Origin of the sequence: Vibrio sp. Makdt (genome assembly GCF_027587015.1) — a bacterium.
GTDB classification, from domain to species: Bacteria; Pseudomonadota; Gammaproteobacteria; order Enterobacterales; family Vibrionaceae; genus Vibrio; species Vibrio chagasii_B.
This window is the reverse complement of the sequence record NZ_JAPPTH010000017.1, coordinates 100477-124227: the sequence shown is the minus strand read 5'-3', so window position 1 is coordinate 124227 and position 23751 is coordinate 100477. Positions and strand designations below refer to the sequence as shown.

The following is a 23751-nucleotide window of genomic DNA, read 5'->3' as shown; positions in this document are numbered from 1 at the left end:
GGTGCAACGAATGTCGATGAAGAGAAGCTAAGACAGGCATTACAGCAGTCGGGTTTGAACGGCTATATGGGGCGTTTAAGTAATGGCTTAGAAACGCCAGTTGGTGAGGGCGGCCGGTTGCTCTCTGGGGGCCAACGTCAAGCTGTTGCCATTGCAAGAGCACTCTACCGCTGTCCAAAATTATTGATCATGGATGAACCAACCAGCGCGCTAGATAACCAAGCTGAAATACAGTTCTTCAATGCACTGCAAAGCATGCCGAGAGAGACGTCTATGCTGATCAGCTCGCACAAATCTTCCTTCTTGATGATGTGTGACCGCGTGATTGTGTTAGATAAAGGACAGATAGTCGCGGAAGGTGAACCGAAAGATATTCTATCGCTACAGAAGAAAAGTGTCCCTAAGGGGGCGAGCCGCTTTAAGACGGTTTCAGTGGTGAAAGGAGGTCGTCATGAGTAACGATATTCAATGGACCAATAACCACTTAGCATTTCGTTCACGTAAGTTGATTTGGCTAAGTGCACTGTTGATTGTGTCGATCATTGGCTGGGCGACGTGGGCAACTCTCGAAGAAGTGGTGATTGGTGAAGGCAAAGTGGTGCCTAGCCTTTCCGTACAAACGATCCAGAGCTTAGAAGGCGGTTTGGTTCAAGAGATCATGGTGCGACAAGGTCAATCTGTGGTGAAAGGGCAGCCTCTGGCGAAATTAGAAGACACGCGTTTTAAAGCGGCATTTTTAGAGTCGGCTCAACAAGCGGATACCTTACTGGCTCAGCAGTTAAGGCTAAGAGCTGAACTCTCGACTGTGGTTTTAAACAACGATGCTAAAGAGTGGTATGAGCGAGTGGTATTGGTGCCACAAGACATTGCCGTTGATGTATCAAGCCATCCTGCATTAATGAACGCCAAAGCGAACTACCTTGAGCGCTTGGGGCAATTGAAGTCGGAGCTGGAAGAGGCGGCATTGCGTATTGAGCAACAAGCTCAGGCTCGTGTTGATACGTTGAATAATATTCAGACTCTTGAGAGCAGCTTAGATATCGTGATTCGAGAGCGCAACATGCTCAAAGATGTGGTGGCCAGCGGTGCGGTTGCAGAAGTTGAGTTATTAAAACTGAATCGTGACGTTGTAAAGCTTAAAGGTGATATTGCGAGCTCAAGAGTGGCAGCTCAGAAACAGATGGCGGCGTATTCGGAATCTATTGCTGACCACCGCAGCATCGCATTGGACTTTAGAACCAAGGTGCAAGGTCAGCTCAACGAAGTAACCAGCAAAATCGCGCAACTTAACGAAAGCCAACAGGCAATTGCCGACCAACTTAAGCGAACGGAAATCGTAGCGCCTGTCGACGGCACGGTGAAAGAGATCTTTGTTCGCACCATCGGTGGTGTTGTCCGCCCTGGTGAGCCGATTATTGAGCTGATCCCATCCAACAGTCAGCTGATTGTGGAAGCTAAGATCTCCCCTCAAGATATTGCCTTTGTTCACAAAGGGTTAGACGCCACCATTAAGTTTTCGGCTTACGATTTTGTGATTTATGGCGGGCTAAAAGGCGAGGTGACCTACGTGAGTGCCGATGCCTTGCAAACTGAAGACGGCAACGCATATTACCGAGCCCATATTCAATTAAACGAAGACCAGCAACAAAACTCTGCCTTTAGCATTATCCCAGGGATGCAAGTGGCGGTTGATATCTTAACCGGTGAAAAAACAGTATTGAGTTATTGGTTAAAACCTATTTTACGAGCTAAGGAAAACTCACTTCGCGAGCGATGAAGTGCGTCAGCATAAATATAAAAGGAAGTGTAATGCATTCAAAATTCTTACTCTCTTCTTGCTTACTAATGAGCGGGCTTTCTCAAGCTGCCTCATTAGAAGAATCGGTGGCCTTTGCCATTGACTATAGTCCAGAGATATTGGCGCAGTACTCCAGATACCAATCGGTAATACGAGACGGAGATGCGGCGAGTGGCTTGTATATGCCACAAGTCAATTTATATGCAGCAGCGGGTTATGAAGAGACGCGCTATAACAGCGGCAGCAAACTTGATACCGACGACCGAGGCCTAACACGAACTGAAATTGGCGTTAAAGTCTCTCAGCTGCTGTTCGATGGTTTCAAAACGACCTCGAATGTCGACCGTTTAACCTATGAAGCGGAAGCGGAGCGTTTAACGCTGATTTCTCGTGCTGAAAATGTGTCACTGGATGTGGTTCGAAACTACCTTGATATTTTGAAAGCAGAGACGCTTTTGGAGCTCTCTAAACGTAACGTGAAAGAGCACCAAGAGATCTATCAAGATATCCAAGATAAAAAGAGCAAAGGTTTAAGTAGTAATTCAGACTTAGCTCAGATCTCAGCTCGTGTCGCGACGGCACAATCTTCATTGATCGCGGCTCAAAACAATCTGTTTGATTTGCAGACCCAGTACTTACGATTAGTGGGTAAGCCTGCGGTGAACTTGGTGTATCCACGTTTTGATTACGCTCTGTTACCAAGTTCTGCTGAAGTGGCTCTTGAACAGGCGGTAGAGAACCATCCTGAAATCAAAGCCTCGTTGCTTGATATCGATGCCGCTCGTAAAGAGATGCGTAGAGAGAAAGGCGATTACTACCCAGAGGTCAAATTAGAGCTTCACGCGAATAAGAATGACAACGTCTCAAACCCGCCGGGTGGCGTCGACGAAGATGCGCGAATCATGCTGACCATGGATTACGATCTGTTTAATGGTTTTTCTACAGATTCACGTGTCGAATCGTCAGCGTGGCGCGTAGAAGAGGCTAGAGCGATTCGAGTCAGAACTGAGCGCGAAGTGAAAGAGGGGACTCAACTCGCTTGGAATGCTTACAAAATGCTCGAACAGCAAAAGTCTTTGCTTCAACAGAACGTTGATGCTGCCAAAATAGCCGAGCTAGGTTATATCCAGCAATTTAATGTCGGCAGACGAAGTCTACTGGATGTTCTCGATGCCAAGGTCGAGGTTTTCTTAGCTCGACGAAATTTCATCAGCACTGAATACGATCAGACATTAGCGGCATACCGAGTATTGAATGCGATGGGTATGTTGACCTACGCATTGAGGGTTGAACACCCAGAAGAGTGGCAAGGGGAGAACAAGTAATGAAACATTTTAAACTCGCACTACTTAGTTCTATTTTGTTGATGGGCTGTGCAGAAACGCCAGACACCACCATGACTCGCCACCAAATTGATGATTTAGCGGATAACGACCGTGATGGTGTCATCAACCAACGAGACCTGTGTGCAGACACACCTGAAGGCGTAACCGTTGATATCAAAGGCTGTGCTAACTGGAAGATAGTAGAAGACGTTGAAGTACTCAGCGTGGCATTTGATTTCGATAAGCACGACCTTAAACCAGAGCATACAGCGGTGTTGAATGAGCTAGTTCGTTTGCTTGGTGAGCAACCGGACGCTTCAGTAACCTTGGTGGGTGACACCAGCTCAGAGGGTACCAACACTTACAACAAGGCATTGGCTAAGAAAAGAACGGGCGTTATCCGAGACGCACTGATCGACCGCGGAATCGATAGTAAGCGTATCTTTGAACAAGAATTTACGCAGATCACTAGCCTAACTCAGCATCTGCACAAGCGAAAACGTAGAACCATTGCTGTGTTAAAAACCGAGAGTATGGAAGTGAATCCATCTTGGAATATTTTCACCTCAGAGATGCAGCTAGATAGTAACAGTGACGTTGAATCTAAGATAATGATTGATCCGGAAGGAGGCCAGTAATGAAGAGTCTATCGAATAAATCTGGCTTACTGCTTGCCACTATACCGGTCTTTTTCTCACCAGTAATATTGGCGAATGACGTCACTGAGATCGGCTTAGTCGCTATTGAGCCTAATATGGAAGCCTTGGTTGAAGACTTGCTTAAGAGTCAAGAGATCGACTTGGAGCTTTTGTTGAGTGACAGCGTGCCAGAACAAATGATCATGCAGCGTTCGCGTGTGGGTATTACTTCGAAAAAGTGGACCGACAAAGAGATGGCAAGGTTTGATATGCGCTATGGCTATAGACCAACAGAGCTAATGTTTACAGCCGATGTGATTGCAATTTTGGCCAATGAGGATAACCCTGCTACATCCATTACGGTTGCTGAACTTATCGACGTGTTTGGATGCTCGAATGATCCTAAGCACCCTAAATGGTCGTCAAGTAGTGATGCTCGCAACGGCGAAAGCCTCGACACTCATATGTTGCCTTTCGCCATTGATCATAACCTGAAGGGGCATACCACCTTTTCGAGTTGGGTTGAGTGCGGAACCGATGGAGAATATGCACATACTCAATTCCTATCGGACTTGCCGCATCTTATAAACAAGATTGAAGACGAAGAGGCGGCGATTGGTTACACCGTATACTCGGATCAAATCTCTGATGTGAAATGGCTAAGTGTTGTCGATAACTTAGGGGTAAATTACGACCTTAACAAAGAGACCATCCTCTCTGGGCGTTACCCATTAGCTACTGTGTACTACATGTACTTGAACATCCCTGCACACCGCAAAGGGTTTACTGAACAAGAGAAATTCTTTATTGACCTAACTCTTTCAGAAGCACATCAAGAAGTGTTGAATCAGTACGGTTTCATCAGTTTGCCACCAGAAGCGATTCAACGTAACAAAGTGAGATTGTCGCTTGAAGAGCCGGCTATAGAAGGTGGTTATAAATAATTGGAACGTCGTGTTGTAACTGTTATGAAAGAGTGCTATTCTCACTTCCGTAATGGTTCTCAACGTGACGGATTACGTTATTCGGCGATGAATTTATTTAGCGGGCATGTATGCCCGTTTTTTTTTTCGCCTAAAATTTGTGGCTCAACAGGTTGCTGGTTGATTGGTCACGTATAATGAGTCACGTCTAGTGATTTGAATAAGCAACATTAATGAAAAGTCTTTCTGCCCTCACCATACTATTAGCTCTCAATATATTGTCTTTCTCTGTATACGCGAGTGAAAGCTGGTGGCTGCGAACCGTGTTTAACACGAGTCCCTCTCAGCCTAGTTCCCAGCACTATATTAACGACATAGATTTAATGGATTGTGGCGAAATCGAAGGCACTCAGTTGTGCAGTCACCTAACGCAGTACTACGATCTTGATGTGTATGTAGAGTTAGACTTAAGAGAATCAAGTGTTGAAGCCGTTCGTTTCACCCTGTCATATTCCAAATTAAGTTATACCAAACTTCAAGCTTACCTACGCCAAGATGGTTTTGCGCTCAGTTCAATTCGTATTGGGGAAGATGAGTTCGATGTTGTGAGCCAACTTGAGCAGGCAGAAAGGGAAGGAGTAAGTGCTGACGTCGTGGACAAGCGGTTGATCGAGTTTATGAATGGTTCGCACAACTCTTCGGAGCAAATAAGCCGGTGGAATGTCCCTAATGTTGAATCACCTTGGGTTGAGGTCATTAGCGATGGTGCGAGTCTGACCGTGGAACTTAATCGCTTTTAATCACTCAAATTTATAGAAAGTGTTATTTTTCATTCGAGTAAACCACCTTTTTCGTAGAACGCCTGAGAGCCAGACAGCAAGTTATTATTGATTTGAGTGTTGGTTTTTCTGTTGCTCTCACAGTTTTAGCAAGCGTTTACCTTTGCCATTTGTTAAACGTTGAGCCCTCGGTAAAACGAGCATAGGATACGCTCAGTATTGATAAAGGAGACAACCCATGGTTGCAAAAGTAACGATAGCGCCACAAGGCCCAGAAGTATCTGAGTTGGTGCAAGGATACTGGCGTACAGCAGAGTGGGGCATGACCCCGAAACAACGTCTAGCTTTCCTTAAGCAACACATAGATCTTGGTATCACAACGGTGGATCATGCAGACATCTATGGTAACTACCAATGTGAAAAGTTGTTTGGTGAGGCACTCGCACTAGAGCCTGGCCTTCGTGACGAGATTCAAATTGTCACCAAGTGCGATATCAATCTGTGTGGTGACCACACTCCTGAGCGTAAGATCAATCACTACGACACCAGCGCACAGCATATCTACCAATCAGTAAATAACTCATTAGAGCGTCTAGGCGTTCACGATATCGATGTGCTGCTGATTCACCGTCCTGATGTATTGATGGATGCTGATGAAGTGGCGGAAGCGTTCGCTGAGCTGCACAAAGTCGGTAAAGTTAAACACTTTGGTGTTTCTAATTTTTCGCCACGACAGTTCGAGCTACTGCAATCTCGACTGGGCAAATCTTTGGTGACTAACCAAGTTGAAATCAACCCATTGAATTTCGACGTTGCCCATGATGGCACGCTTGATCAGCTGCAAATGAACCGCACTCGTCCAATGGCGTGGTCTTGCCTAGGTGGCGGTAGCATCTTCAGTGGTGAGTCTGCACAAGCGGTTCGCGTTCGTGAAGAGCTTGAGGCGATTCGTTTAGAAGTGGGTGCTGATAGCATTGATCAAGTCATCTACGCGTGGGTTCGTCGTTTACCGTCTAATCCAATTGCGATTATTGGCTCTGGTAAGATTGAACGCGTTAAGACAGCTGTTGATGCACTGAAAATCGAGCTGACGCGCGAACAGTGGTATCGAGTATGGGTTGCATCTAAAGGTCACGGTGTGCCATAGAAAGCCATTCGTTTAGAAATCAAAGCCAGCTAAGTAAGCTGGCTTTTTTGTGTTCGCCTAACATGTTTCTCCAAAACTGTGATTAAGGTGGAATAATTTTCAAAAACACTCATAATGCACTCTGTTTTTCACCAGTTGGATATTTCCATTGAGCACTTCAAAATTCTCTTCAATCGCCCTTAAACCAGAGCTTCTAAACACGTTAGATTCTCTTGGTTATACTGAAATGACGCCGATCCAAGCGTTAAGTCTTCCTACTATCCTAAATGGCAAGGACGTTATCGGTCAGGGTAAAACGGGTTCAGGTAAAACAGCTGCTTTTGGTTTAGGCGTGCTACAAAACCTGCGCGTTAAGCGTTTCCGTGTTCAGTCTTTAGTGTTATGTCCGACTCGTGAACTGGCAGACCAAGTAGCAAAAGAGATTCGCACTCTTGCTCGTGGCATTCACAATATTAAAGTGCTGACACTATGTGGCGGTATGCCAATGGGGCCACAGATTGGTTCACTAGAGCATGGCGCGCACATTCTTGTAGGTACACCAGGTCGTATTCTCGATCACCTAGAGAAAGGCCGCATTGACTTGTCTGAGCTGAACACGCTTGTGTTAGATGAAGCGGACCGCATGCTAGAGATGGGCTTCCAAGACGCGTTGGATGCAGTTATCGATGCAGCACCAAAAGAACGTCAAACTCTGCTATTCAGTGCGACTTTCCCTAAACAGATCAAATCTGTTGCAGACCGCATCATGCGTAACCCTGAAATGGTGAAGGTTGAATCAACGCACGATCACTCAAGCATCCAACAACACTTCTACAAGTTAGAGGGTTCTGAAGCTCGTGATGACGCTCTAGAGTTGCTGTTACTTCATCACCAACCAGAATCTGCGGTTGTGTTCTGTAACACTAAGAAAGAAGTACAGAACGTAACTGACGAACTTAGCCACCGTGGCTTCAGTGTTATCGAGCTGCATGGCGACATGGAGCAGCGTGAACGTGATCAAGCTTTGGTTCAGTTCTCAAACAAAACCATCTCGATTCTAGTTGCGACAGACGTTGCGGCTCGTGGTCTAGACGTTGATAACCTAGATGCAGTATTCAACTTCGAGCTGTCTCGTGACCCAGAAGTCCACGTACACCGCATTGGTCGTACAGGTCGTGCAGGTAGCAAAGGAGTGGCTATCAGCTTCTTTAGCGAAAAAGAGATGTACCGTGTGGCTCAAATTGATGAGTACATGGACATGCCAATCGAGCCATCTGAACTACCAGCGAAACCAATCGCAAAACCATACTACTCAAACATGGTGACGATCCAAATTGATGGTGGTAAGAAAGCCAAGCTTCGTGCAGGTGATATCCTTGGCGCATTGACTGGTCAAGGTGGTATCGAAGGCAAGTCGGTAGGTAAGATTAACTTATTCGCAATGCGTGCTTACGTAGCGGTAGAGCGCTCTGTTGCTAAGAAAGCATTGAATAAGATCGAATCAGGCAAAATGAAGGGCCGTCAATTCCGCGCCCGAATTCTGAAGTAATTCGAGATTCTAGCCCTTTACTGTCACGTTAAGCACGGTGCAGTAAAGGGTGTTTCTCAATGGGTTGGTCTATTTACCCATTCTATATAACGATTAATCTGCTCTCTATTCATCGGGCCTTATCGAATAAAGGTCGTTCAGATGTTTCCCTTCGTTTAGATACCAAGTCATCGCTTCCTGTCGGTTGCTCGCTATTATTGTCATGGTAGTTACTTTCCCATCGTCAAAATAGCAAAGCTCGTATTCTAACGCGCTGGTATTTTCAGGAATAGCGGTCATAGCTTCCCTCCCAAATACTGTTCATTCGATACTCATTTAAATCGTGCAACTATTTCCAGCGTGCATTTCAAATAAGTAAAAAAGCCGAATAACATCACTGCTAACAATAGGTTTTATTTTAATCATTTGCCGAAATGGCTTATTTGGCAAGGCTAAGTCTCAATTTATCTGAAAGTTTTACGAGAACTTGCTTTTATAGCTAATGTTATAAGATCAAGAGTAATTCTATTTTGTCGTTTGGGTTTACTGATTAGTCATAGGCTGTGAGAGGGTGTAATGAGAAAATGCCGTTGGTTACTTCTATTTGTCTGTTTCCTATTTGTTGGATGCGGCACTAAATTCGCTTATAACAACATCAGTTGGTTTGCGGTGAGTTACATAGAAGACTTTGTTTCGTTATCCAATAGCCAAGAGTCTGAGTTAGAAGCGCGCTTAGATTCATTGCAAGCTTGGCATAAAGAAACTCAGCTACCACTTTATATTGAACAGATAGAAGTGCTGCAAAGTATTAATCGTTCAGAGTTGAGCCCCGCTTTTATTGTTGAACAAAGTGAGCAAATAAAAAATCACATTCGAACCATCGTTAATAAATTCTCTCCTGACATTTACGCGTTAAGTATGCAACTTAACCCTAAACAAGATAGCGAATTCTTAAAGAAATTTAGAAAAAAGCAGCAAGAGTTTTACGAAGAGAGATTGTCTTTGAATGATGATGATTCTAGAGAGCGATATCGCGAGCGAATAGAGGAACGACTTGAGCGATGGTTAGGATCGGTATCAAAAGAACAACAACAGATCATTGTGGCTTGGTCTCAAGAGTGGATAAATACCAACGCTAGTTGGCGAGAATATCAAAACAATACTTATCAAGATCTCACTCTACTGATGGAAAAGAAGAGCGACTTGCACATCTCTCAGCCGATTATTATGAAGTTGCTTTTGAACAATGAGTCTTATTACCCTGACGGTTTGGAATCTCAACTTACCAAGAATATGCAGACATCCGCCAAGTTTTTAGTGGATATCACAGCGGTAAGTAGTGATAAGCAATGGTCTTATTTCATGAATGAATTAGAGAGCCTTGAGTCAACATTGATTACCTTGCAAGAGTAGGGCGCAACTAAGCCTTGCCAATAAAAGAAAAGGCTACTCTAGAAATATAGAGCAGCCTTTACTTATTCTAATTATTGCGAATGCACTTAACCTCGGCTACTCATCAGGAGCTTTGGAATTGCACCTTTGGCTGTCTTCGATATTTTCTGCATCAACTGGAAGCTAGGTTGATGTATACCGTGGTCACTCTGCAGCTCATCAATCATTAATAACCATAGTCTTGCTGTCATCTCTGAATCGGCTAACGCTCTGTGGAAAGTACCATCGTTGTCGATACTCTTGAAACGCACAAGGTCACCTAACTTATGAGTTGGTGCGTCTTGGATAAGGCGGCGAGCGATCAGCATTGAGCATGCAAATTGTCCACTGTAATCACGACCAATATTTTCTAACTCTGCATCAAGAAAGCGCTTATCAAATGAGGCATTATGAGCGACTAATTGGCTGTCTTGAATGAAGTCTGCAAATTCATCCATCACTTCTCCACAGCTTGCAGCAGTGCTTAACATACGATTAGTGATTCCGGTATAGCCCTCAATGAACCCACTCACGCGAAATCCCGGGTTCATCAGTTGTTGAAAGGTGTCGACCACTTCGCCGTTAACAAGTTTTACGGCACCAATTTCTATCGCTCGATCGCCCATATTCGGGGACAAGCCAGTGGTTTCGAAATCGAGAACGATAACGGAGTCTGCGGAGTGTGGAGCCATGGTGTTTCCTAATAACTGTTTATCTGTATCGCTTTATATAAGCGTTGGTATTGCCTTCGGCGTAGCCAGCTTATTGTGGGTTATCACTGATATTGAGCTCAGTGTAACCTGTCGAATCATCATGCTCTCTGCTGAAGGTCAAGGTATCGTAGCGATGAAGAATCAATTCAGCGGTGGTTGCGATGATGGTTCCTTCAAGTAAATGACCACCAATCACATCGCCATTCTCATCAGCTACCGAAATGTGAACGTGCTGGTGGTTCGGCGTTAGCGTTGCCATGACAGACACAATTTCGAACGGTGCTTGAATTAACTTTGTGTGGTTTGCGTTTGCCAAGCGAATATTGAGTTGGGAAACGCAGCCCACACAAGATGCAATAGAGCCCGCTGCGACGTTATGTTTGGTCACTAGCTTTTGTAGCTCAAGCTTTAAGTCTTGGCCTCGGGTTAATCGTGTTGCAATTGGGGTGATCATTGCCTTCCCTCTAACTCTCACTGGTTTACAGAACAAAACGAAGCCTTAGTTGGCTTCGTTTTGTCATAATTTGGCAATACGCTGTGGCTTGAAATCAAGCTCGGTTAATTACTTTCCTTCTTTTTCTTGCTGTTCTCTTTTCTTCTTAGGAACAAAGTTCAGCACCGAAATAGGCACTTCTTTACGTGGTTCGAAACCTTCAACCACGCGGCGTTCAATTAAGTGACCAAGGCGCTTTTCAATAATGCATAGGTTCTTGAAGTTATCTTTTGACAAGAAAGAGATCGCTTCACCCGTTGCATCAGCACGGCCTGTACGGCCAATACGGTGAACGTAGTCGTCTGCTGGGAAAGGCATATCGTAGTTAACAACGCGTGGTAGGTTATCGATATCAATACCACGTGCAGCAACGCCCGTTGCCACTAGGAACTTAAGCTGACCTTTCTTAAAGTCCGCTAAGATCTTTTCACGAATCGCTTGGCTACGTCCACTGTGGAACGCTTCAGCTTGAATGCCACGTTTCTCAAGTTGAGCAACCAATTTTGCAGCACCATGTTTAGTTTCGATAAAGATAAGCGCTTGATCCCAGTTACCTTCAGTAATCATGTGGCTCAGTAGTGCAGACTTACGGTCTTTATCTACTGTTACTAGCCATTGCTCAATGTTCGCTTTCGAAGCGTCTGTCTTGGCAATTGAAATCTCTTCAGCATCACTGATAGCACTCTTCGCTAGTGCACGTACTGGTGTCGAAAGGGTTGCTGAGAACAGCAGGTTCTGCACATCTTGCGGTAAGCGAGCGATGATCTTGTTGATGTCTTCGATGAAGCCCATGTCTAGCATACGGTCTGCTTCATCCAGTACTAACACTTCAACTTCATCAAAGTGAACCGCGCGCTGTCCGTACATGTCGATCAAACGTCCTGGTGTTGCCACTAGAATATCAACACCTTCAATCAGACGATCTTTTTGATGTTGGTAAGAGACGCCACCGTACATTGCTAAAGACGTTAAGTTTAGAAACTTCGCGTACTTCTTGATGTTTTGCTCAACCTGAACCGCCAACTCACGCGTTGGTGTAAGGATCACCGCACGGATGCGTTTCTTACGTTGCGTTTCACCTTTGCTTAGCATTTCTAAGATAGGGAGAACAAAGCTCGCAGTTTTACCTGTACCCGTTTGTGCTGCCGCAATAAGGTTCTTACCAGAAAGTACAATCGGAATTGCTTTTTCTTGAATAGAGGTTGGCTTTTCGTAGCCTTGTTTTGCAACGGCTTTAACAATAGGTGAGCTTAATCCAAGCTTGGAAAATGGCATAAGTTTCTCGGTATGGTTTGGCTAAATAGCGATGGAAAGGTTCAACAATCTTATACAAGGATAAGATTAATGGCGGCATTCTACCATGTTGCTTGTGTACTACTAGCAACATAGACACTTTAGTTGGATAATACTGGCTCAATTAAGACGACGATAAGACAGGGAAGTATGGAAATTACACCAAATGAACGCGAAGCCGTATATAAAACGATTTTTTCTCGCCGAGATGTTCGTGGTCAGTTTCTCCCTGATGAGATCCCAGAAGACGTTCTGATGCGTGTGCTAACCGCAGCGCACCATGCTCCCAGTGTTGGATTTATGCAGCCTTGGGATTTTGTTGTTGTCCGTGATATCGAAACCAAGCAACAAATCAAAGCCGGTTTTAACCAAGCGCATGCCGAATCAGCGGAAATGTTCACCGATGAAAAGCAGGCAATGTATAAGCGATTAAAGCTTGAAGGTATTGTTGAATCGCCTATCGGAATCTGCGTGACTTGCGATCGCAACCGAACCGGAAAAGTAGTTTTAGGCAGAACCATCAAACAAGAGATGGATCTGTACAGTACCGTATGTGCGGTTCAAAACTTGTGGCTCGCGGCAAGAGCTGAAAACCTTGGGTTAGGTTGGGTGAGCATTATTCACGATTCAGTACTGCGAGACGCCCTGGATATCCCGGAAAACATCGATATTGTGGCGTATCTGTGTATTGGCTACGTTGATCACTTCAAAGATAAACCAGAACTTGAAACCATGGGTTGGCTACCAAGAAGAGACGTCAATTCAGCGATTCATGAAGGTAAGTGGAATGCAGAGCAAATAGCGAATCCGGTGGAGGATTAATCTCCCACTTATTTTTGTCACTGAATATGCACGATCATTGATTATTTTGTTTGCTAAAAGAGGTGTTTATAAATTAAGTTGGATCTTGATATTATTTATATCAACAGTTTCATAAAGCATATTCCAACTTGAATGAGTAAATAGACCTCCCATTTGGGTTACAGCTATTCTCGTTCCTCTAGACGCTTAATTCGGATATCCATTGAACGACGCTAACTTACGTAGACTTCAGCAGCTTATTGCAAAGTATGAATTAGGTGAAGAGTATCACCTAACGATCGATGATCTAGAACACTCGCTATCGACTTCTCGTAGAAACACTTCGATCATTCTTAAGTGCTTGTCTGAATATCACTGGATTTGTTGGATTCCATCTAAAGGTCGAGGCAAGCTTAGCCAGTTCCGAATCCTAGTCAGTTTTTCCGAAGCGTTAGAACAAGTTTTGGTACAGCATTTAGAGCAAGGTCGTTTTAACGCTATTCCCCGTTTTTTAGAAAACTATGGTGCACCTGCAATAAAAGCACTGACGTTGGCGACTGAAAAACATAGTCTGTTCAATGAGCAAAATGAACATTTATTGATTACTCAATACCCATGGGTTGATAACCTTGAGCCCGCCGAAACGTACAGAACGGCTGAGCATCACATCTTAAGAAGCCTCTACAATACTCTGTTAGTCCAAGATCATGAGGGTAAGCCTCAAGCTAGCCTCGCACATCATTGGAAGATGGAAGGGCGCTTTCTGCATTTTTGGTTGAGACCAAATGTACTATTCCATGACGGTAATACTTTAACTCCCAAAGATGTTGCTCAATGCTTATTGCGGTTAAAAAGTATTGATGGTCCGGTGCGGTCGTTATTTGAACAAGTTCGTGATGTACAAGTGGTGGGTGATAAACAACTGATTATTGAACTGACAAACGCTAATCCAATGTTTCTTTATGCGTTGTGCAGTGCTCATGCATCTATTTATCGTTGTAAGCGGACGTATTTCTCTAGTGGCCGAAGTGCTTATATCGGGACCGGCCCTTTCTCGTTAGATGACTGGAGCGAAGAGAGGTTAGTTCTCAAACGTCATCGTGGTTACTTCGCTCAAAATGCTTTGTTAGAACAGATAACGCTCACCGACATAGAAGGTTTGAATGACCACACTCTGAGTTTTAATCAATCTGGTGTTGCTGAAGAAACTATGATTAATGCACTTTCTTACCTTGCGGTTAATCGTAGAGAAAACTCGGGTATAACCCCTGAAGAACTCGACAGGCTGGTATCGTTTATCAAATCCAGCAGTAAAGAGTTTGATGCTGATATGGTGACGGATGATCTCTCTTTCTCGCCTAGTAAATTAATACGCAGCAATCCCATTCCTATTTTGACGGGCACTGTTGTGTTAACTCGACCTAAAATGACGATTCCTTTGCTTCAAGATATGGTGGACTGGTTAGAGAACACTATTGCAAAAACGGGTGTGATGATTGAAGTCATTGAACTTCCAAATATTAGTGATCCTAGTTCAATGAGTGATTCGGCAGACTTGTTGTTTATCGAAGAGATAATTGAACAGCCAAAAGAGTATGGTCTTTACGACTGGTTGCTTGCCTCGTCTGGACTCAGATTTATTTTTAACAGAGCAGAGATGAAAACACATTGTGAGAAAGTTCGCTCAGCTGTCGGTAGCGATAGTCCAATTGACGAGCTGAGACAAATTGAACAGTCGCTCTATCAACAGAAGCTACTTTGTCCGTTATTCCACGGCAAAGAAAAGGTATCTAACAGTGTTGAGGTTCATGGTGTAGAGATAAATCAAACTGGTTATAGTGATTTTTATAAGCTATGGATATCTTCGAGCGAGAAGTAATTCATCTATCTTTGAGTGTGTGTTTTTCCTAGCTAGCTTTGCGGTCAAAAGGAAAACATGCATGAATTGTCTATTACCCTTTCATGTTTATTTTTAACACCGGTCGTTACTATGGCTAAGTATGACTATCAAAGTCATTCCCGGTCATCCCCCCAATGACACTTCCACTCATAATTCTATTCCATTAGGATCTAATCGAATGAAACTTAAGCTTATTTCTATCGCACTTATCGCTGGTGGCCTTACGGCCTGTGGCGGAGGGGGCGGTGGTAGCAGTAGTAACAACACGCCAGCGCCGCAAACGAAAACCTTACAAGGTGTGGCTATCGATGGTTATATTTCAGGGGCGACCGCTTTTTTAGACATCAATTATAACGGTGTTCTAGATGAAGGTGAGCCTAGCAGCATCACGGACCATGAGGGCAGTTATGAGCTATCTTTGACGGGCTCTAACTCAGACTGTATGGACTACGCCCCAATCGTAGTGAACGTGCCAGTAGGCGCTATTGATGCGGATAGCCCCAACACGCCTATTACTGAACCTTATCAGCTAGTATTTCCGCCAGTAATGACGGTGAGTTCTGATCAAGAAATTAAGTCTACAACACCGCTGACAACCGTTCTATGGAATGAAATTCAAGCCGACTTATACAAAGGTGGCTTAAACAGTTGTTCTGCCTTAAAGCAAGCCGTAAACACCCAAAATAGCATTGTCCAAAATGTCAAAGAGCATGACTTCCGAATTGCGAATCGATACAACATCGCAGTGGAAGATTTGTATGGTGATTTCGTTAAGGCTCAAAATACCGAGCTCTACGATTTAGCGCAGAAAATGATGCCAGCGATCAAAAAGTCGTACCAAGAGACCAAAAAGATTCAACAAGAGAACCCGACAGCCCAACAAGCGTATGTGGATTATTACTGGGAGCAATGGGATTACTCCAAAAAGAACGAAATCAATAAGTGGTACAAAGTTAAAACAGTGATGACTGCAGATAAGCTTATTGTTATCGAACATGAAGTTTCAGCAGACTTGCAGACAGAACTAGTGTTAAACAAACACATTGAGCGTAATGGTCAGAAGAAAAATGGTTTGGAATATGACAAGGAAGCTTGGTTTTCATTGAGTAGTGATGGGACGCAATACTCATGTTCAGTGCAAGAGACCATCAAACAGCAAGTTTTACCCGACTCACTGACGACTTTCGGTGTGTTGAACCGTGGTTGGTCTCAACAACCTGATTGGGAAAGTTGTTCACGCCAAGACGTTGGATCGGGCTTCATGCAAACCTTGTCGGCAGATGTTGTCGGTGACTACAAAGACCAGTTTACTCAGGTACAAGCGAAGTTTAATTTTGAGAATAATGCACCACATCCAGAGTGGGTGAATCTGGGTGATTCATTGGGTAGCGTTTCACGCAGCGACTTTGATGCACTCAATTATCTCTCGGTAAACTTTGACGACAATAGTTCTTATGGCTCTGATAGTTGGAACAGACATAAGTATGCGTATATTGAGAATACACCGTTTGATTACACTCAAACGATAACGTCTAAATACTCTCAAGGTAACTGGACCAAAGGTTATTATTACCAGAATGGAACAAGTCGAATGGAATGTTCAGATGATGGTGTGAATTGGTCAAAAGATACTTGTAAGTAACGCTGACGAAGTCGTTACTCAATAACTATAAAGAGCTTTACGCAATAAAAAAATCCAGTGTCATCAGACACTGGATTTTTAGCTTTAGATAATATTAAACGCGCTCTTAAGCGATCTCAATCTTCTCAGCTTGGTTCTGTTCTGCCATAGACAGTGCAAGTGCTTCTGCAACCTTAATACCGTCGATACCAGCAGACAGGATACCACCTGCGTAACCTGCGCCTTCACCTGCAGGGAAGAAGCCCTTTAGGTTGATGCTTTGGAAGTCTTTGCCACGCTTGATACATACCGGAGAAGACGTACGAGTCTCAACACCCGTTAGTAGGCCGTCTGGCGTAGAGAAACCTTTGATCTTCTTCTCGAACGCTGGGATTGCTTCACGAATCGCTTCGATTGCAAAGTCAGGCAGCGCTTTTGAAATGTCCGTTAGGTGGATACCCGGTGTGAATGATGGTTGTACATCACCCAGAGCACTTGGATCGCGACCTTTCAGGAAGTCGCCAATTTTCTGTGCTGGAGCATCGTAGTTCTCGCCACCTAGTACAAACGCGCCGCTTTCTAGTTCACGTTGTAAACGGATACCCGCTAGAGCGTCGCCTGGGTAATCGCGTTCTGGATCGATACCAACAACGATTGCGCTGTTTGCGTTACGTTCCGCACGAGAGTATTGGCTCATACCGTTAGTTACAACGCGACCTTCTTCAGAGGTTGCTGCAACCACAGTACCACCTGGGCACATACAGAAGCTGTATACAGTGCGGCCATTCTTGCAGTGGTGAACCAGTTTGTAGTCCGCAGCACCTAGAATTGGGTTGCCTGCGTTCTTACCAAAACGAGCTTCATCAATCATTGACTGTTTGTGTTCGATACGGAAACCAACAGAGAAAGGTTTCGCTTCCATGTAAACACCACGGTCATGCAGCATTTCAAATGTATCACGAGCACTGTGACCAACAGCCAGTACAACGTGGCGAGATTTGATTTCTTCACCGTTAGAAAGTGTTAGACCAGTGATTTGGCCATCTTCCATGTGAAGGTCATCTACACGAGTGCTGAAGCGGATTTCGCCACCTAGTTCGATGATAGAAGCACGCATTTTTTCGATCATGGTAACCAGTTTGAAGGTACCGATGTGCGGCTTACTTACGTATAGGATCTCTTCTGGTGCGCCAGCTGCAACGAACTCTTCGATTACTTTACGGCCGTAGTGTTTTGGATCTTTTACTTGGCTGTATAGCTTACCGTCGGAGAATGTACCAGCGCCACCTTCACCAAACTGTACGTTTGATTCCGTGTTCAAAGTGCGCTTACGCCAGAAACCAAAAGTATCTTTAGTACGTTCACGAACTTCTTTACCACGCTCAACGATGATTGGGTTGAAACCCATTTGAGCAAGCACTAGACCAGCGAATAGACCACAAGGGCCAAAGCCGATAACAACAGGACGCTCAGTTTGATTCTCAACAGCTTTAGCGACAAACTTGTACTCCATGTCAGGAGTCACTTTTACGTGTGGGTCGCTGATAAAGGCTTCTAGTAGCTCAGCTTCGTTTTCAACGAGAACGTCCAGCGTGTAGATAAGCAGGATCTTTGATTTCTTACGAGCATCGTAGCCACGTTTAAAGATATTAAAAGAGATAACCTGATCTGAGTTGATGCCAAGCTTCGCTTCAATCGCTTCTTGAATGGCAGACTCTTCGTGGTCTAGTGGAAGTTTAATTTCGGTTAAACGTATCATTTCGATGTCTCGTTCTTATAGGTGTCTTAGCTAGACCGCTTCTAGTGAATGTAGAGTTTGGTGTAACACTGATGTTGGGAAGAAGCGATAAGCTCACAATGGCGCGCATTTTACGAGAATTTGATTTATCTGTCATACTAATTTGGAAACATGAAGCAAATAGACATGATATTAGAGCCGTATGATGTTGAATTTTGCTTTGGGATGAGTATTATCCCCATTCTTCAATTTTGACTAACTTATAGAGCAGAGCATCATGGCATTTGTCGTAGGCGATAATTGTATTCAATGTAAATACACAGACTGTGTGGCAGTGTGTCCCGCAGATGCGTTCCATGAAGGCCCAAATTTCATGGTAATTAACCCGTTCGAATGTATCGATTGTGGTTTATGTGTGCCTGAATGTGATGCTCAAGCGATCTTCCAAGAAGATGAACTGCCTGAAGATCAAAAGATTTTCATTGAAGTGAACGCAGAACTTGCTGAGATTTGGCCTGTGCAAACGGAAGTAAAACCAGCAATGGATGACGCTGAAAAGTGGAATGGTGTCGCTGATAAATTGGCAATGCTAGAAAAGTAATTCTGTTACTTGAAATAAACCTTCCCCAAAAAAGATCCCCAACTCAGTCGTCCCTCCTTCTTGAGGATGACGGCTGAAGTAAACTTTACTTCGATTCTCTTTTTTACGTCATTCCCTACTGTGAGGGACGAGCAAGATAGGGAATCTTGCTCTTTGTATCCGCTAATTCTGGCTAGCTGTTTCTCTTGAATCGATTAGCTATGCTGACGACGCATGTTGTCGAGAATAATACCTGTCGCCATTGCTACGTTCAGAGATTCAGCGCCACCGAATGCTGGAATGGTGATTTTGTCTGTCACGAACTTAGCCGCATGTTCACGGATACCGTGAGATTCGCTGCCCATCAGCAAAATGCCATTTGCAGTGAAGTCAGTCTTGTGAACGCTCTCGCCTTCTAAAAACGCCCCGTAAACTGGCAGGTTAGCTTGCTCTAAGTAAGCCGGTAAGTCTGTTTGGCTTACGTGTACTCGGCCAAAGCTACCCATGGTCGCACTGATCGTTTTAGGATTGTATGGGTCAGCGCAATCGCTGCTCGCAACGATATGCTTAATGCCATACCAGTCTGCTACGCGAATGATCGTACCTAGGTTGCCCGGGTCAGATACACCATCAAGCGCGATCATCAAACCTGTCGCTTCCGGTAATTTAACCTTTGGAATCTCAACCACGGCAATTGCCGCATTGTTACTGACCAAAGTACTCGCTTTGGTTAGATCGTCTAGCGAGGCTTCAACACAATCAAACTCAATCAGTGATGCGTGATTTTCAGATAAGAAATCAGCAGTAGCAAAGACGTTCTTCACGACTAAGTCACTATTGAATAGCTCAAGAACGTTCTTTTCACCTTGAACTAGAAACAGGCCGTGGGCTTTACGTTGTTTCTTTTGGCCCAAAGCACGAAGGAGTTTTAATTGGTTTTTTGAAATCATGTTTTTATCCTAGATATAAGCCCGCGCATTATAGAGCAAAGGTTAGATAACAAAAAGTGCGATAAGCTAATGCGATCCATATAAAAGCAAAAGCGACCCACTGAAAAAACAAAAGCGCACTAAATAGTGCGCTCTTATAGGATCAACTTAAGCTCAACAGAACCTGATAAGCTTAGCTTACTGCTTAATACGGTACAGGATAGCGCTTAAAGACGGTGTTGATATCAGTCAGAATCTCTTCAGAAAGCGGCTTGCTGAACGCTGCTATGTTCTCTTTGAGCTGTTCCATGGTGGTTGCACCAATAATGGTTGAGGTAACGCCATCTACTTGGTTACACCATGCTAAGGCGAGCTGACTCGGCGTGAATCCATGAGCGTTTGCCACTTCTACGTAGCCTTTAACTGCTTCATTAGCCAATTCAGTATCACGGAAAATGCCTTTGCGCTGCATGTAAGTCCAACGACTGCCTTCCGGCCTTGCGCCATCAATGTATTTGCCACTAAGCATACCGGCCGCCAAAGGTGACCACGGTAAGTAAGCGACGTCTTCATGCACGCAGTTTTCAATCAAATATGGCCAGTCTTTCGTGTGTAGCAGGCTGAATTCATTTTGGATAGAGACCATACGCGGCAAATCATGCTTCTCGGCTAACTTAAGGTAAGTGTTAATGCCCCAAGTGCTGTCATCGGATAGACCAACGTGGCGGATTTTGCCGGCTTTAATACAGCTTGCCAGAGCTTGTAAGATCTCCAACATTTCAGCTTCATGCTGTTGTCGGTCGATGTCGCTAAAACGAATCTGATTAGGGAAATGTTTACCGAAGTGAGGGGTGGTGCGATTTGGCCAATGAAGTTGGTACAGATCGATGTAGTCTGTTTGCAAACGCTTTAGTGATGCATCAACTGCGGCGATCACCGCTTCACCTGTGATAGGGCCACCGTTACGGACCCAAGGTAAGCCAGGGCCGGCAATCTTACTGGCAATGATCAACTCTTGGCGACGCTTTGGATTGCGTGATAACCAGTCACCGATAATCGCCTCGGTTTTGCCATAGGTATCAGGAGAAGGCGGCACTGCGTACATTTCTGCCGTATCAATAAAGTTAATACCTTGGCTTAATGCGTATTCGATTTGTTGGTCAGCTTGTTGTTGAGTATTTTGCAGCCCCCAAGTCATGCTACCAAGACAGATTCGGGAAACGGGAATTTGACTACTTCCTAACTTTGAATATTCCATTGAATTCAGGATTCCTGTTGTTGGGTTCTCTGGTACTCGCATTATAGTTTTGAAAAGAGGGCGAGTGAGGAATGAAAACGAATATGAATTATTAGCACAAAATGGTAAGACAAGGTATGGCTTGAGGTACTTTAATGAGTCATTTCTCAGCGCTGTGAGCAGCAAGCATTAGTTGTGAAAATGGTATGCAAGAAGGGATTAGTGGAAAAGGTAATGTAACGACAGTTTTAGCGCATTCGAACGCCGAGTAATGAGTACTGCATTAGAAATAAAAAAGCTCTACCGGATAGTGAGTAGAGCGTTTTTATAGGGGTCTTAATGGTACTAGAGATCCATTCAGTTACTAGGCTGCGTTTGTATCGAACCCACCTTGGGTCTGCGCCTGCTTTAGAGCTTCCTGCCTTTGAACTTCTTTCTCAGTTAATACTGGCTGAAGTGTTTCCTCAGAGGCTTGAGGATAGAAAATGAAATATTTATTAATCGTCATAACTATATCTCCGTGTAACGTATGACAGATTCTGCATCAAGGATAAACTGTGATCATCATCCACTTTGTACTTTTTTTAGGCTGAGAGCGAAGGGCGTAGAATGCGTACAAAGCGACCGCTTATCATCCGTATGCAATATTGGAACTGACGAAACCCTCTGTTTTCAAGTATAGGAAGCCTCTCTAATTTCACACAATAATGATTTAGAGCAAATACATAGATGGTCAGGGGCGTAAGATGAAAAACCTCGCTACTGACTCTGCGTACGTATTTTTCTAATAACAAATTACTTATCAATGCGCCCTAACTATTAAGTCAGTAAATCAATTACTTAATCCATGGTGAGATGAATTATGGAAAAGCTTGTAGAACGTTTTCTGAATTACGTTACTTTCGATACTAAATCCGACCCTTCTAACCCACAGTGCCCAAGTTCAGCGGGTCAAATCACCTTTGCAGAAGTCTTAAAATCAGAATTGATCGCATTAGAGCTAGTTGATGTCTCTTTAGATCAAAATGGCTATTTGATGGCGAAACTGCCGTCGAACGTCGATTATCCAGTACCTGCGATTGGGTTTGTCGCGCACATGGATACCGCTCCTGACGCATCAGGTGCGAACGTGAAACCGCAGGTGATTAGAGATTACCAAGGCGGAACGATAGAATTAGGCACAAGTGGTCAGAGCTTAAATCCAAGCCAATACCCAGATCTTGATGCTCTTCATGGTCATGACCTTATTACAACCGATGGTACTACTCTGCTTGGTGCTGACAATAAAGCAGGTATCGCTGAAATCATCAGTGCTATCGCTTACCTAAAAGCAAATCCTCAAATTAAACACGGTGATATTTGCATTGCTTTCACGCCAGACGAAGAGATTGGTCGTGGTGCGGATTTGTTTGATGTTGAAAAGTTTGGTGCCGAATGGGCGTACACCATTGATGGCGGCCCCGTTGGTGAGTTGGAGTTTGAGAACTTCAATGCCACGAGTGCTGATGTTATCTGTCACGGTGTGAACGTTCACCCTGGTACTGCGAAAGGTAAGATGGTGAACTCGATGAACATCGCTGCGCAGTTCCAATTGATGATGCCATCACAAGAAACGCCAGAATGCACTGAAGGCTATGAAGGTTTCTACCACTTGAAGTCAGCTGAAATGGGTGTCGCTCGCTCTGAGCTTGGCTACATCATTCGCGACTTTGAGCGCGAAGGCGTAGAAGCGCGTAAGGCATTCATGCAACAAAAAGTGGATGAGCTAAATGAGCGTCTTGAGAAAGGCCGTGTTGAACTGGTGCTAACCGATAGCTATTTCAACATGAAAGAGATGGTTGAACCTCATCAGCACATTATTGAGTTGGCTAAACAAGCGATGATCGAATGCGATGTGGAGCCGATGATCAAACCGATCCGAGGTGGTACAGATGGTGCTCGCTTGTCATTCATGGGCTTACCATGCCCGAATATCTTTACTGGCGGTTACAACTTCCACGGTATTCACGAGTTCATTACCATTCAAGGCATGGAACAGGCGGTGAAAGTGATTGTTGAACTGTCACAACGCACAGCCGTTCACTACCAAAAATAGCGGCCTTCAGTGCGATATCTCTTTGTATTTTTGAGAGTATTCAATAATACTCTCTTTAAGCATAAGGGAGTACGCGATGAAAAAGTTAGTTTTACTTTGCACCCACTTAGCCGTGGGTGCTGTTGGTTTTGGGCTTGGTGTTTACGCATTACCCATCTTAATTGAGCCTGATTCTCCATCTTCGAGCTCAGTTCAAGCGATCAGCCAGCAGGCGATTTATACTGGTGAGTTCACTAAAGACCGCCAAGATAGCGATTTCTTGCACTGGGGCGAGGGGGTCGTGTCGGTCTCAGAAAGCGCGATTGCGTTTGAAGGCGAACTTGCTCCTGGGCCGGACTACAAGGTCTATCTATCTCCTAAGTTCATTGAAACCGAGCAAGCCTTTAATGACAGTAAGAGCGAGTTACTCAGAGTCGGAGATGTCAAAACATTTGACCGGTTTATGGTTGAACTACCGGAAGGTACTGATCTTAGTCGGTTTAATACCGTTGTGATTTGGTGTGAAACTTTTGGCCAATTTATTACTTCTGCCAAGATAAAATGATAGCCTTCTAGGGCGTGTTGCTCTTTCGAGTTGATTTTCGCAGCGAGTTGCTGGGTATTTATACAAGGCAGAGGCGTCGATGTGTAGCTAGCCTACATGAGAAGCCGATAACGTAGTAGAAATGACCAGCAAACGCTGCCCGAAGGGTTCGAGCTGGGCGCCCCCGCAAAAAGCGTTTTACTCTTTGTTGAGGGATATTTGATTAGAATGATTATGCTACATCTCCCTCGCCGCGATTAAAACGCTTTTGACTAGGCGT

The 23751-nt window shown here is 44.4% G+C and carries 23 protein-coding genes; 15 read left to right on the top strand and 8 right to left on the bottom strand.

The window, feature by feature from the left end:
* From OH460_RS19380 to dbpA, 8 genes are all read left to right on the top strand, one after another.
* The coding region (locus OH460_RS19380; protein WP_269999203.1) for an ATP-binding cassette domain-containing protein at positions 1-459 on the top strand (459 nt) is incomplete at its 5' end.
* Positions 452-1777, top strand: coding sequence for an HlyD family type I secretion periplasmic adaptor subunit (locus OH460_RS19375; RefSeq protein ID WP_268663206.1), 1326 nt, complete (start codon positions 452-454; stop codon positions 1775-1777). The genes OH460_RS19380 and OH460_RS19375, both read left to right, overlap by 8 nt.
* A gap of 32 nt (positions 1778-1809) precedes the next feature.
* Entirely contained in the window at positions 1810-3123 is a 1314-nt protein-coding gene (locus tag OH460_RS19370; RefSeq protein ID WP_128164859.1) for a TolC family outer membrane protein, read from the top strand.
* Entirely contained in the window at positions 3123-3761 is a 639-nt protein-coding gene (locus tag OH460_RS19365; RefSeq protein ID WP_017068397.1) for an OmpA family protein, read from the top strand. The genes OH460_RS19370 and OH460_RS19365 overlap by 1 nt, the downstream gene beginning before the upstream one ends.
* Positions 3761-4705, top strand: coding sequence for a PstS family phosphate ABC transporter substrate-binding protein (locus OH460_RS19360; RefSeq protein WP_269999202.1), 945 nt, complete (start codon positions 3761-3763; stop codon positions 4703-4705). Before OH460_RS19365 ends, OH460_RS19360 begins: the two co-directional genes overlap by 1 nt.
* A gap of 212 nt (positions 4706-4917) precedes the next feature.
* Positions 4918-5484 (top strand): hypothetical protein, encoded by a 567-nt coding sequence (locus OH460_RS19355; protein ID WP_269999201.1) that lies wholly within the window; start codon positions 4918-4920, stop codon positions 5482-5484.
* Between the two features lie 217 nt (positions 5485-5701).
* Positions 5702-6610: an aldo/keto reductase gene (locus OH460_RS19350; protein WP_269999200.1), complete on the top strand. Its 909-nt coding sequence runs from the start codon at positions 5702-5704 to the stop codon at positions 6608-6610.
* Between the two features lie 148 nt (positions 6611-6758).
* A complete protein-coding gene (gene dbpA / locus OH460_RS19345; protein WP_269999199.1) occupies positions 6759-8138 on the top strand; it encodes an ATP-dependent RNA helicase DbpA in 1380 nt (459 codons plus the stop codon).
* 105 nt (positions 8139-8243) lie between these two features.
* On the opposite strand, the gene OH460_RS19340 is transcribed toward dbpA, so the two are convergent.
* Complete coding sequence (locus OH460_RS19340) at positions 8244-8417, bottom strand: RNA helicase (RefSeq protein WP_269999198.1); 174 nt, start codon at positions 8415-8417, stop codon at positions 8244-8246.
* Positions 8418-8693: 276 nt separating this feature from the next.
* Here OH460_RS19340 and OH460_RS19335 point away from each other — a divergent pair, with 276 nt between their 5' ends.
* Positions 8694-9530: a DUF6279 family lipoprotein gene (locus OH460_RS19335; protein ID WP_269999197.1), complete on the top strand. Its 837-nt coding sequence runs from the start codon at positions 8694-8696 to the stop codon at positions 9528-9530.
* A gap of 86 nt (positions 9531-9616) precedes the next feature.
* Here the strand turns inward: OH460_RS19335 and OH460_RS19330 are convergent, their stop codons facing one another.
* The 3 genes from OH460_RS19330 to OH460_RS19320 all read right to left on the bottom strand — a co-directional run bounded on the left by OH460_RS19330 (position 9617) and on the right by OH460_RS19320 (position 12029).
* Complete coding sequence (locus OH460_RS19330; RefSeq protein ID WP_268663210.1) at positions 9617-10240, bottom strand: 3'-5' exonuclease; 624 nt, start codon at positions 10238-10240, stop codon at positions 9617-9619.
* 70 nt (positions 10241-10310) lie between these two features.
* Entirely contained in the window at positions 10311-10715 is a 405-nt protein-coding gene (locus tag OH460_RS19325; RefSeq protein ID WP_269999196.1) for a PPC domain-containing DNA-binding protein, read from the bottom strand.
* A 108-nt stretch (positions 10716-10823) separates the two neighbouring features.
* Positions 10824-12029 carry a DEAD/DEAH box helicase gene (locus tag OH460_RS19320; protein ID WP_269999195.1) on the bottom strand — a complete coding sequence of 402 codons (1206 nt, stop codon included), beginning with the start codon at positions 12027-12029 and terminating at the stop codon, positions 10824-10826.
* A 168-nt stretch (positions 12030-12197) separates the two neighbouring features.
* On the opposite strand from OH460_RS19320, the gene bluB reads away from it, so the two are divergent.
* From bluB to OH460_RS19305, 3 genes are all read left to right on the top strand, one after another.
* Complete coding sequence (bluB, locus tag OH460_RS19315; RefSeq protein WP_269999194.1) at positions 12198-12869, top strand: 5,6-dimethylbenzimidazole synthase; 672 nt, start codon at positions 12198-12200, stop codon at positions 12867-12869.
* 202 nt (positions 12870-13071) lie between these two features.
* On the top strand, positions 13072-14727 hold the full coding sequence (locus OH460_RS19310; RefSeq protein WP_269999193.1) for an ABC transporter substrate-binding protein: 1656 nt from the start codon (positions 13072-13074) through the stop codon (positions 14725-14727).
* A 199-nt stretch (positions 14728-14926) separates the two neighbouring features.
* A complete protein-coding gene (locus OH460_RS19305; RefSeq protein ID WP_269999192.1) occupies positions 14927-16390 on the top strand; it encodes a hypothetical protein in 1464 nt (487 codons plus the stop codon).
* 106 nt (positions 16391-16496) lie between these two features.
* Here OH460_RS19305 and OH460_RS19300 read toward each other — a convergent pair whose 3' ends face one another.
* Complete coding sequence (locus OH460_RS19300) at positions 16497-18128, bottom strand: NAD(P)/FAD-dependent oxidoreductase (protein WP_116871334.1); 1632 nt, start codon at positions 18126-18128, stop codon at positions 16497-16499.
* A 256-nt stretch (positions 18129-18384) separates the two neighbouring features.
* Between OH460_RS19300 and fdxA the strand changes: the two genes are divergently transcribed.
* A complete protein-coding gene (gene fdxA / locus OH460_RS19295) occupies positions 18385-18708 on the top strand; it encodes a ferredoxin FdxA (protein WP_269999191.1) in 324 nt (107 codons plus the stop codon).
* A 194-nt stretch (positions 18709-18902) separates the two neighbouring features.
* Here the strand turns inward: fdxA and OH460_RS19290 are convergent, their stop codons facing one another.
* The 3 genes from OH460_RS19290 to OH460_RS19280 all read right to left on the bottom strand — a co-directional run bounded on the left by OH460_RS19290 (position 18903) and on the right by OH460_RS19280 (position 21361).
* A complete protein-coding gene (locus OH460_RS19290; RefSeq protein WP_269999190.1) occupies positions 18903-19637 on the bottom strand; it encodes an RNA methyltransferase in 735 nt (244 codons plus the stop codon).
* 184 nt (positions 19638-19821) lie between these two features.
* The gene (locus OH460_RS19285; protein WP_061032252.1) at positions 19822-20874 is read right to left on the bottom strand and encodes an aldo/keto reductase; all 1053 of its coding nucleotides are present in this window, start codon (positions 20872-20874) and stop codon (positions 19822-19824) included.
* 343 nt (positions 20875-21217) lie between these two features.
* Positions 21218-21361: a hypothetical protein gene (locus OH460_RS19280; RefSeq protein ID WP_162884312.1), complete on the bottom strand. Its 144-nt coding sequence runs from the start codon at positions 21359-21361 to the stop codon at positions 21218-21220.
* Between the two features lie 354 nt (positions 21362-21715).
* Here OH460_RS19280 and pepT point away from each other — a divergent pair, with 354 nt between their 5' ends.
* Positions 21716-22948: a peptidase T gene (pepT, locus tag OH460_RS19275; RefSeq protein ID WP_269999189.1), complete on the top strand. Its 1233-nt coding sequence runs from the start codon at positions 21716-21718 to the stop codon at positions 22946-22948.
* A gap of 76 nt (positions 22949-23024) precedes the next feature.
* Positions 23025-23492 (top strand): DM13 domain-containing protein, encoded by a 468-nt coding sequence (locus OH460_RS19270; protein WP_269999188.1) that lies wholly within the window; start codon positions 23025-23027, stop codon positions 23490-23492.
* The last annotated feature ends 259 nt before the right edge of the window (positions 23493-23751 follow it).

Coding starts and splice junctions, on each gene's coding strand:
- OH460_RS19285 (WP_061032252.1), bottom strand. CDS start 20,874: ATGGAATATTCAAAGTTAGGAAGTAGTCAAATTCCCGTTTCCCGAATC.
- OH460_RS19320 (WP_269999195.1), bottom strand. CDS start 12,029: ATGCCATTTTCCAAGCTTGGATTAAGCTCACCTATTGTTAAAGCCGTT.
- OH460_RS19325 (WP_269999196.1), bottom strand. CDS start 10,715: ATGATCACCCCAATTGCAACACGATTAACCCGAGGCCAAGACTTAAAG.
- OH460_RS19280 (WP_162884312.1), bottom strand. CDS start 21,361: ATGACGATTAATAAATATTTCATTTTCTATCCTCAAGCCTCTGAGGAA.
- bluB (WP_269999194.1), top strand. CDS start 12,198: ATGGAAATTACACCAAATGAACGCGAAGCCGTATATAAAACGATTTTT.
- OH460_RS19270 (WP_269999188.1), top strand. CDS start 23,025: ATGAAAAAGTTAGTTTTACTTTGCACCCACTTAGCCGTGGGTGCTGTT.
- OH460_RS19355 (WP_269999201.1), top strand. CDS start 4,918: ATGAAAAGTCTTTCTGCCCTCACCATACTATTAGCTCTCAATATATTG.
- OH460_RS19360 (WP_269999202.1), top strand. CDS start 3,761: ATGAAGAGTCTATCGAATAAATCTGGCTTACTGCTTGCCACTATACCG.
- OH460_RS19290 (WP_269999190.1), bottom strand. CDS start 19,637: ATGATTTCAAAAAACCAATTAAAACTCCTTCGTGCTTTGGGCCAAAAG.
- OH460_RS19350 (WP_269999200.1), top strand. CDS start 5,702: ATGGTTGCAAAAGTAACGATAGCGCCACAAGGCCCAGAAGTATCTGAG.
- OH460_RS19340 (WP_269999198.1), bottom strand. CDS start 8,417: ATGACCGCTATTCCTGAAAATACCAGCGCGTTAGAATACGAGCTTTGC.
- pepT (WP_269999189.1), top strand. CDS start 21,716: ATGGAAAAGCTTGTAGAACGTTTTCTGAATTACGTTACTTTCGATACT.
- OH460_RS19365 (WP_017068397.1), top strand. CDS start 3,123: ATGAAACATTTTAAACTCGCACTACTTAGTTCTATTTTGTTGATGGGC.
- OH460_RS19300 (WP_116871334.1), bottom strand. CDS start 18,128: ATGATACGTTTAACCGAAATTAAACTTCCACTAGACCACGAAGAGTCT.
- OH460_RS19305 (WP_269999192.1), top strand. CDS start 14,927: ATGAAACTTAAGCTTATTTCTATCGCACTTATCGCTGGTGGCCTTACG.
- OH460_RS19335 (WP_269999197.1), top strand. CDS start 8,694: ATGAGAAAATGCCGTTGGTTACTTCTATTTGTCTGTTTCCTATTTGTT.
- fdxA (WP_269999191.1), top strand. CDS start 18,385: ATGGCATTTGTCGTAGGCGATAATTGTATTCAATGTAAATACACAGAC.
- OH460_RS19375 (WP_268663206.1), top strand. CDS start 452: ATGAGTAACGATATTCAATGGACCAATAACCACTTAGCATTTCGTTCA.
- OH460_RS19330 (WP_268663210.1), bottom strand. CDS start 10,240: ATGGCTCCACACTCCGCAGACTCCGTTATCGTTCTCGATTTCGAAACC.
- OH460_RS19370 (WP_128164859.1), top strand. CDS start 1,810: ATGCATTCAAAATTCTTACTCTCTTCTTGCTTACTAATGAGCGGGCTT.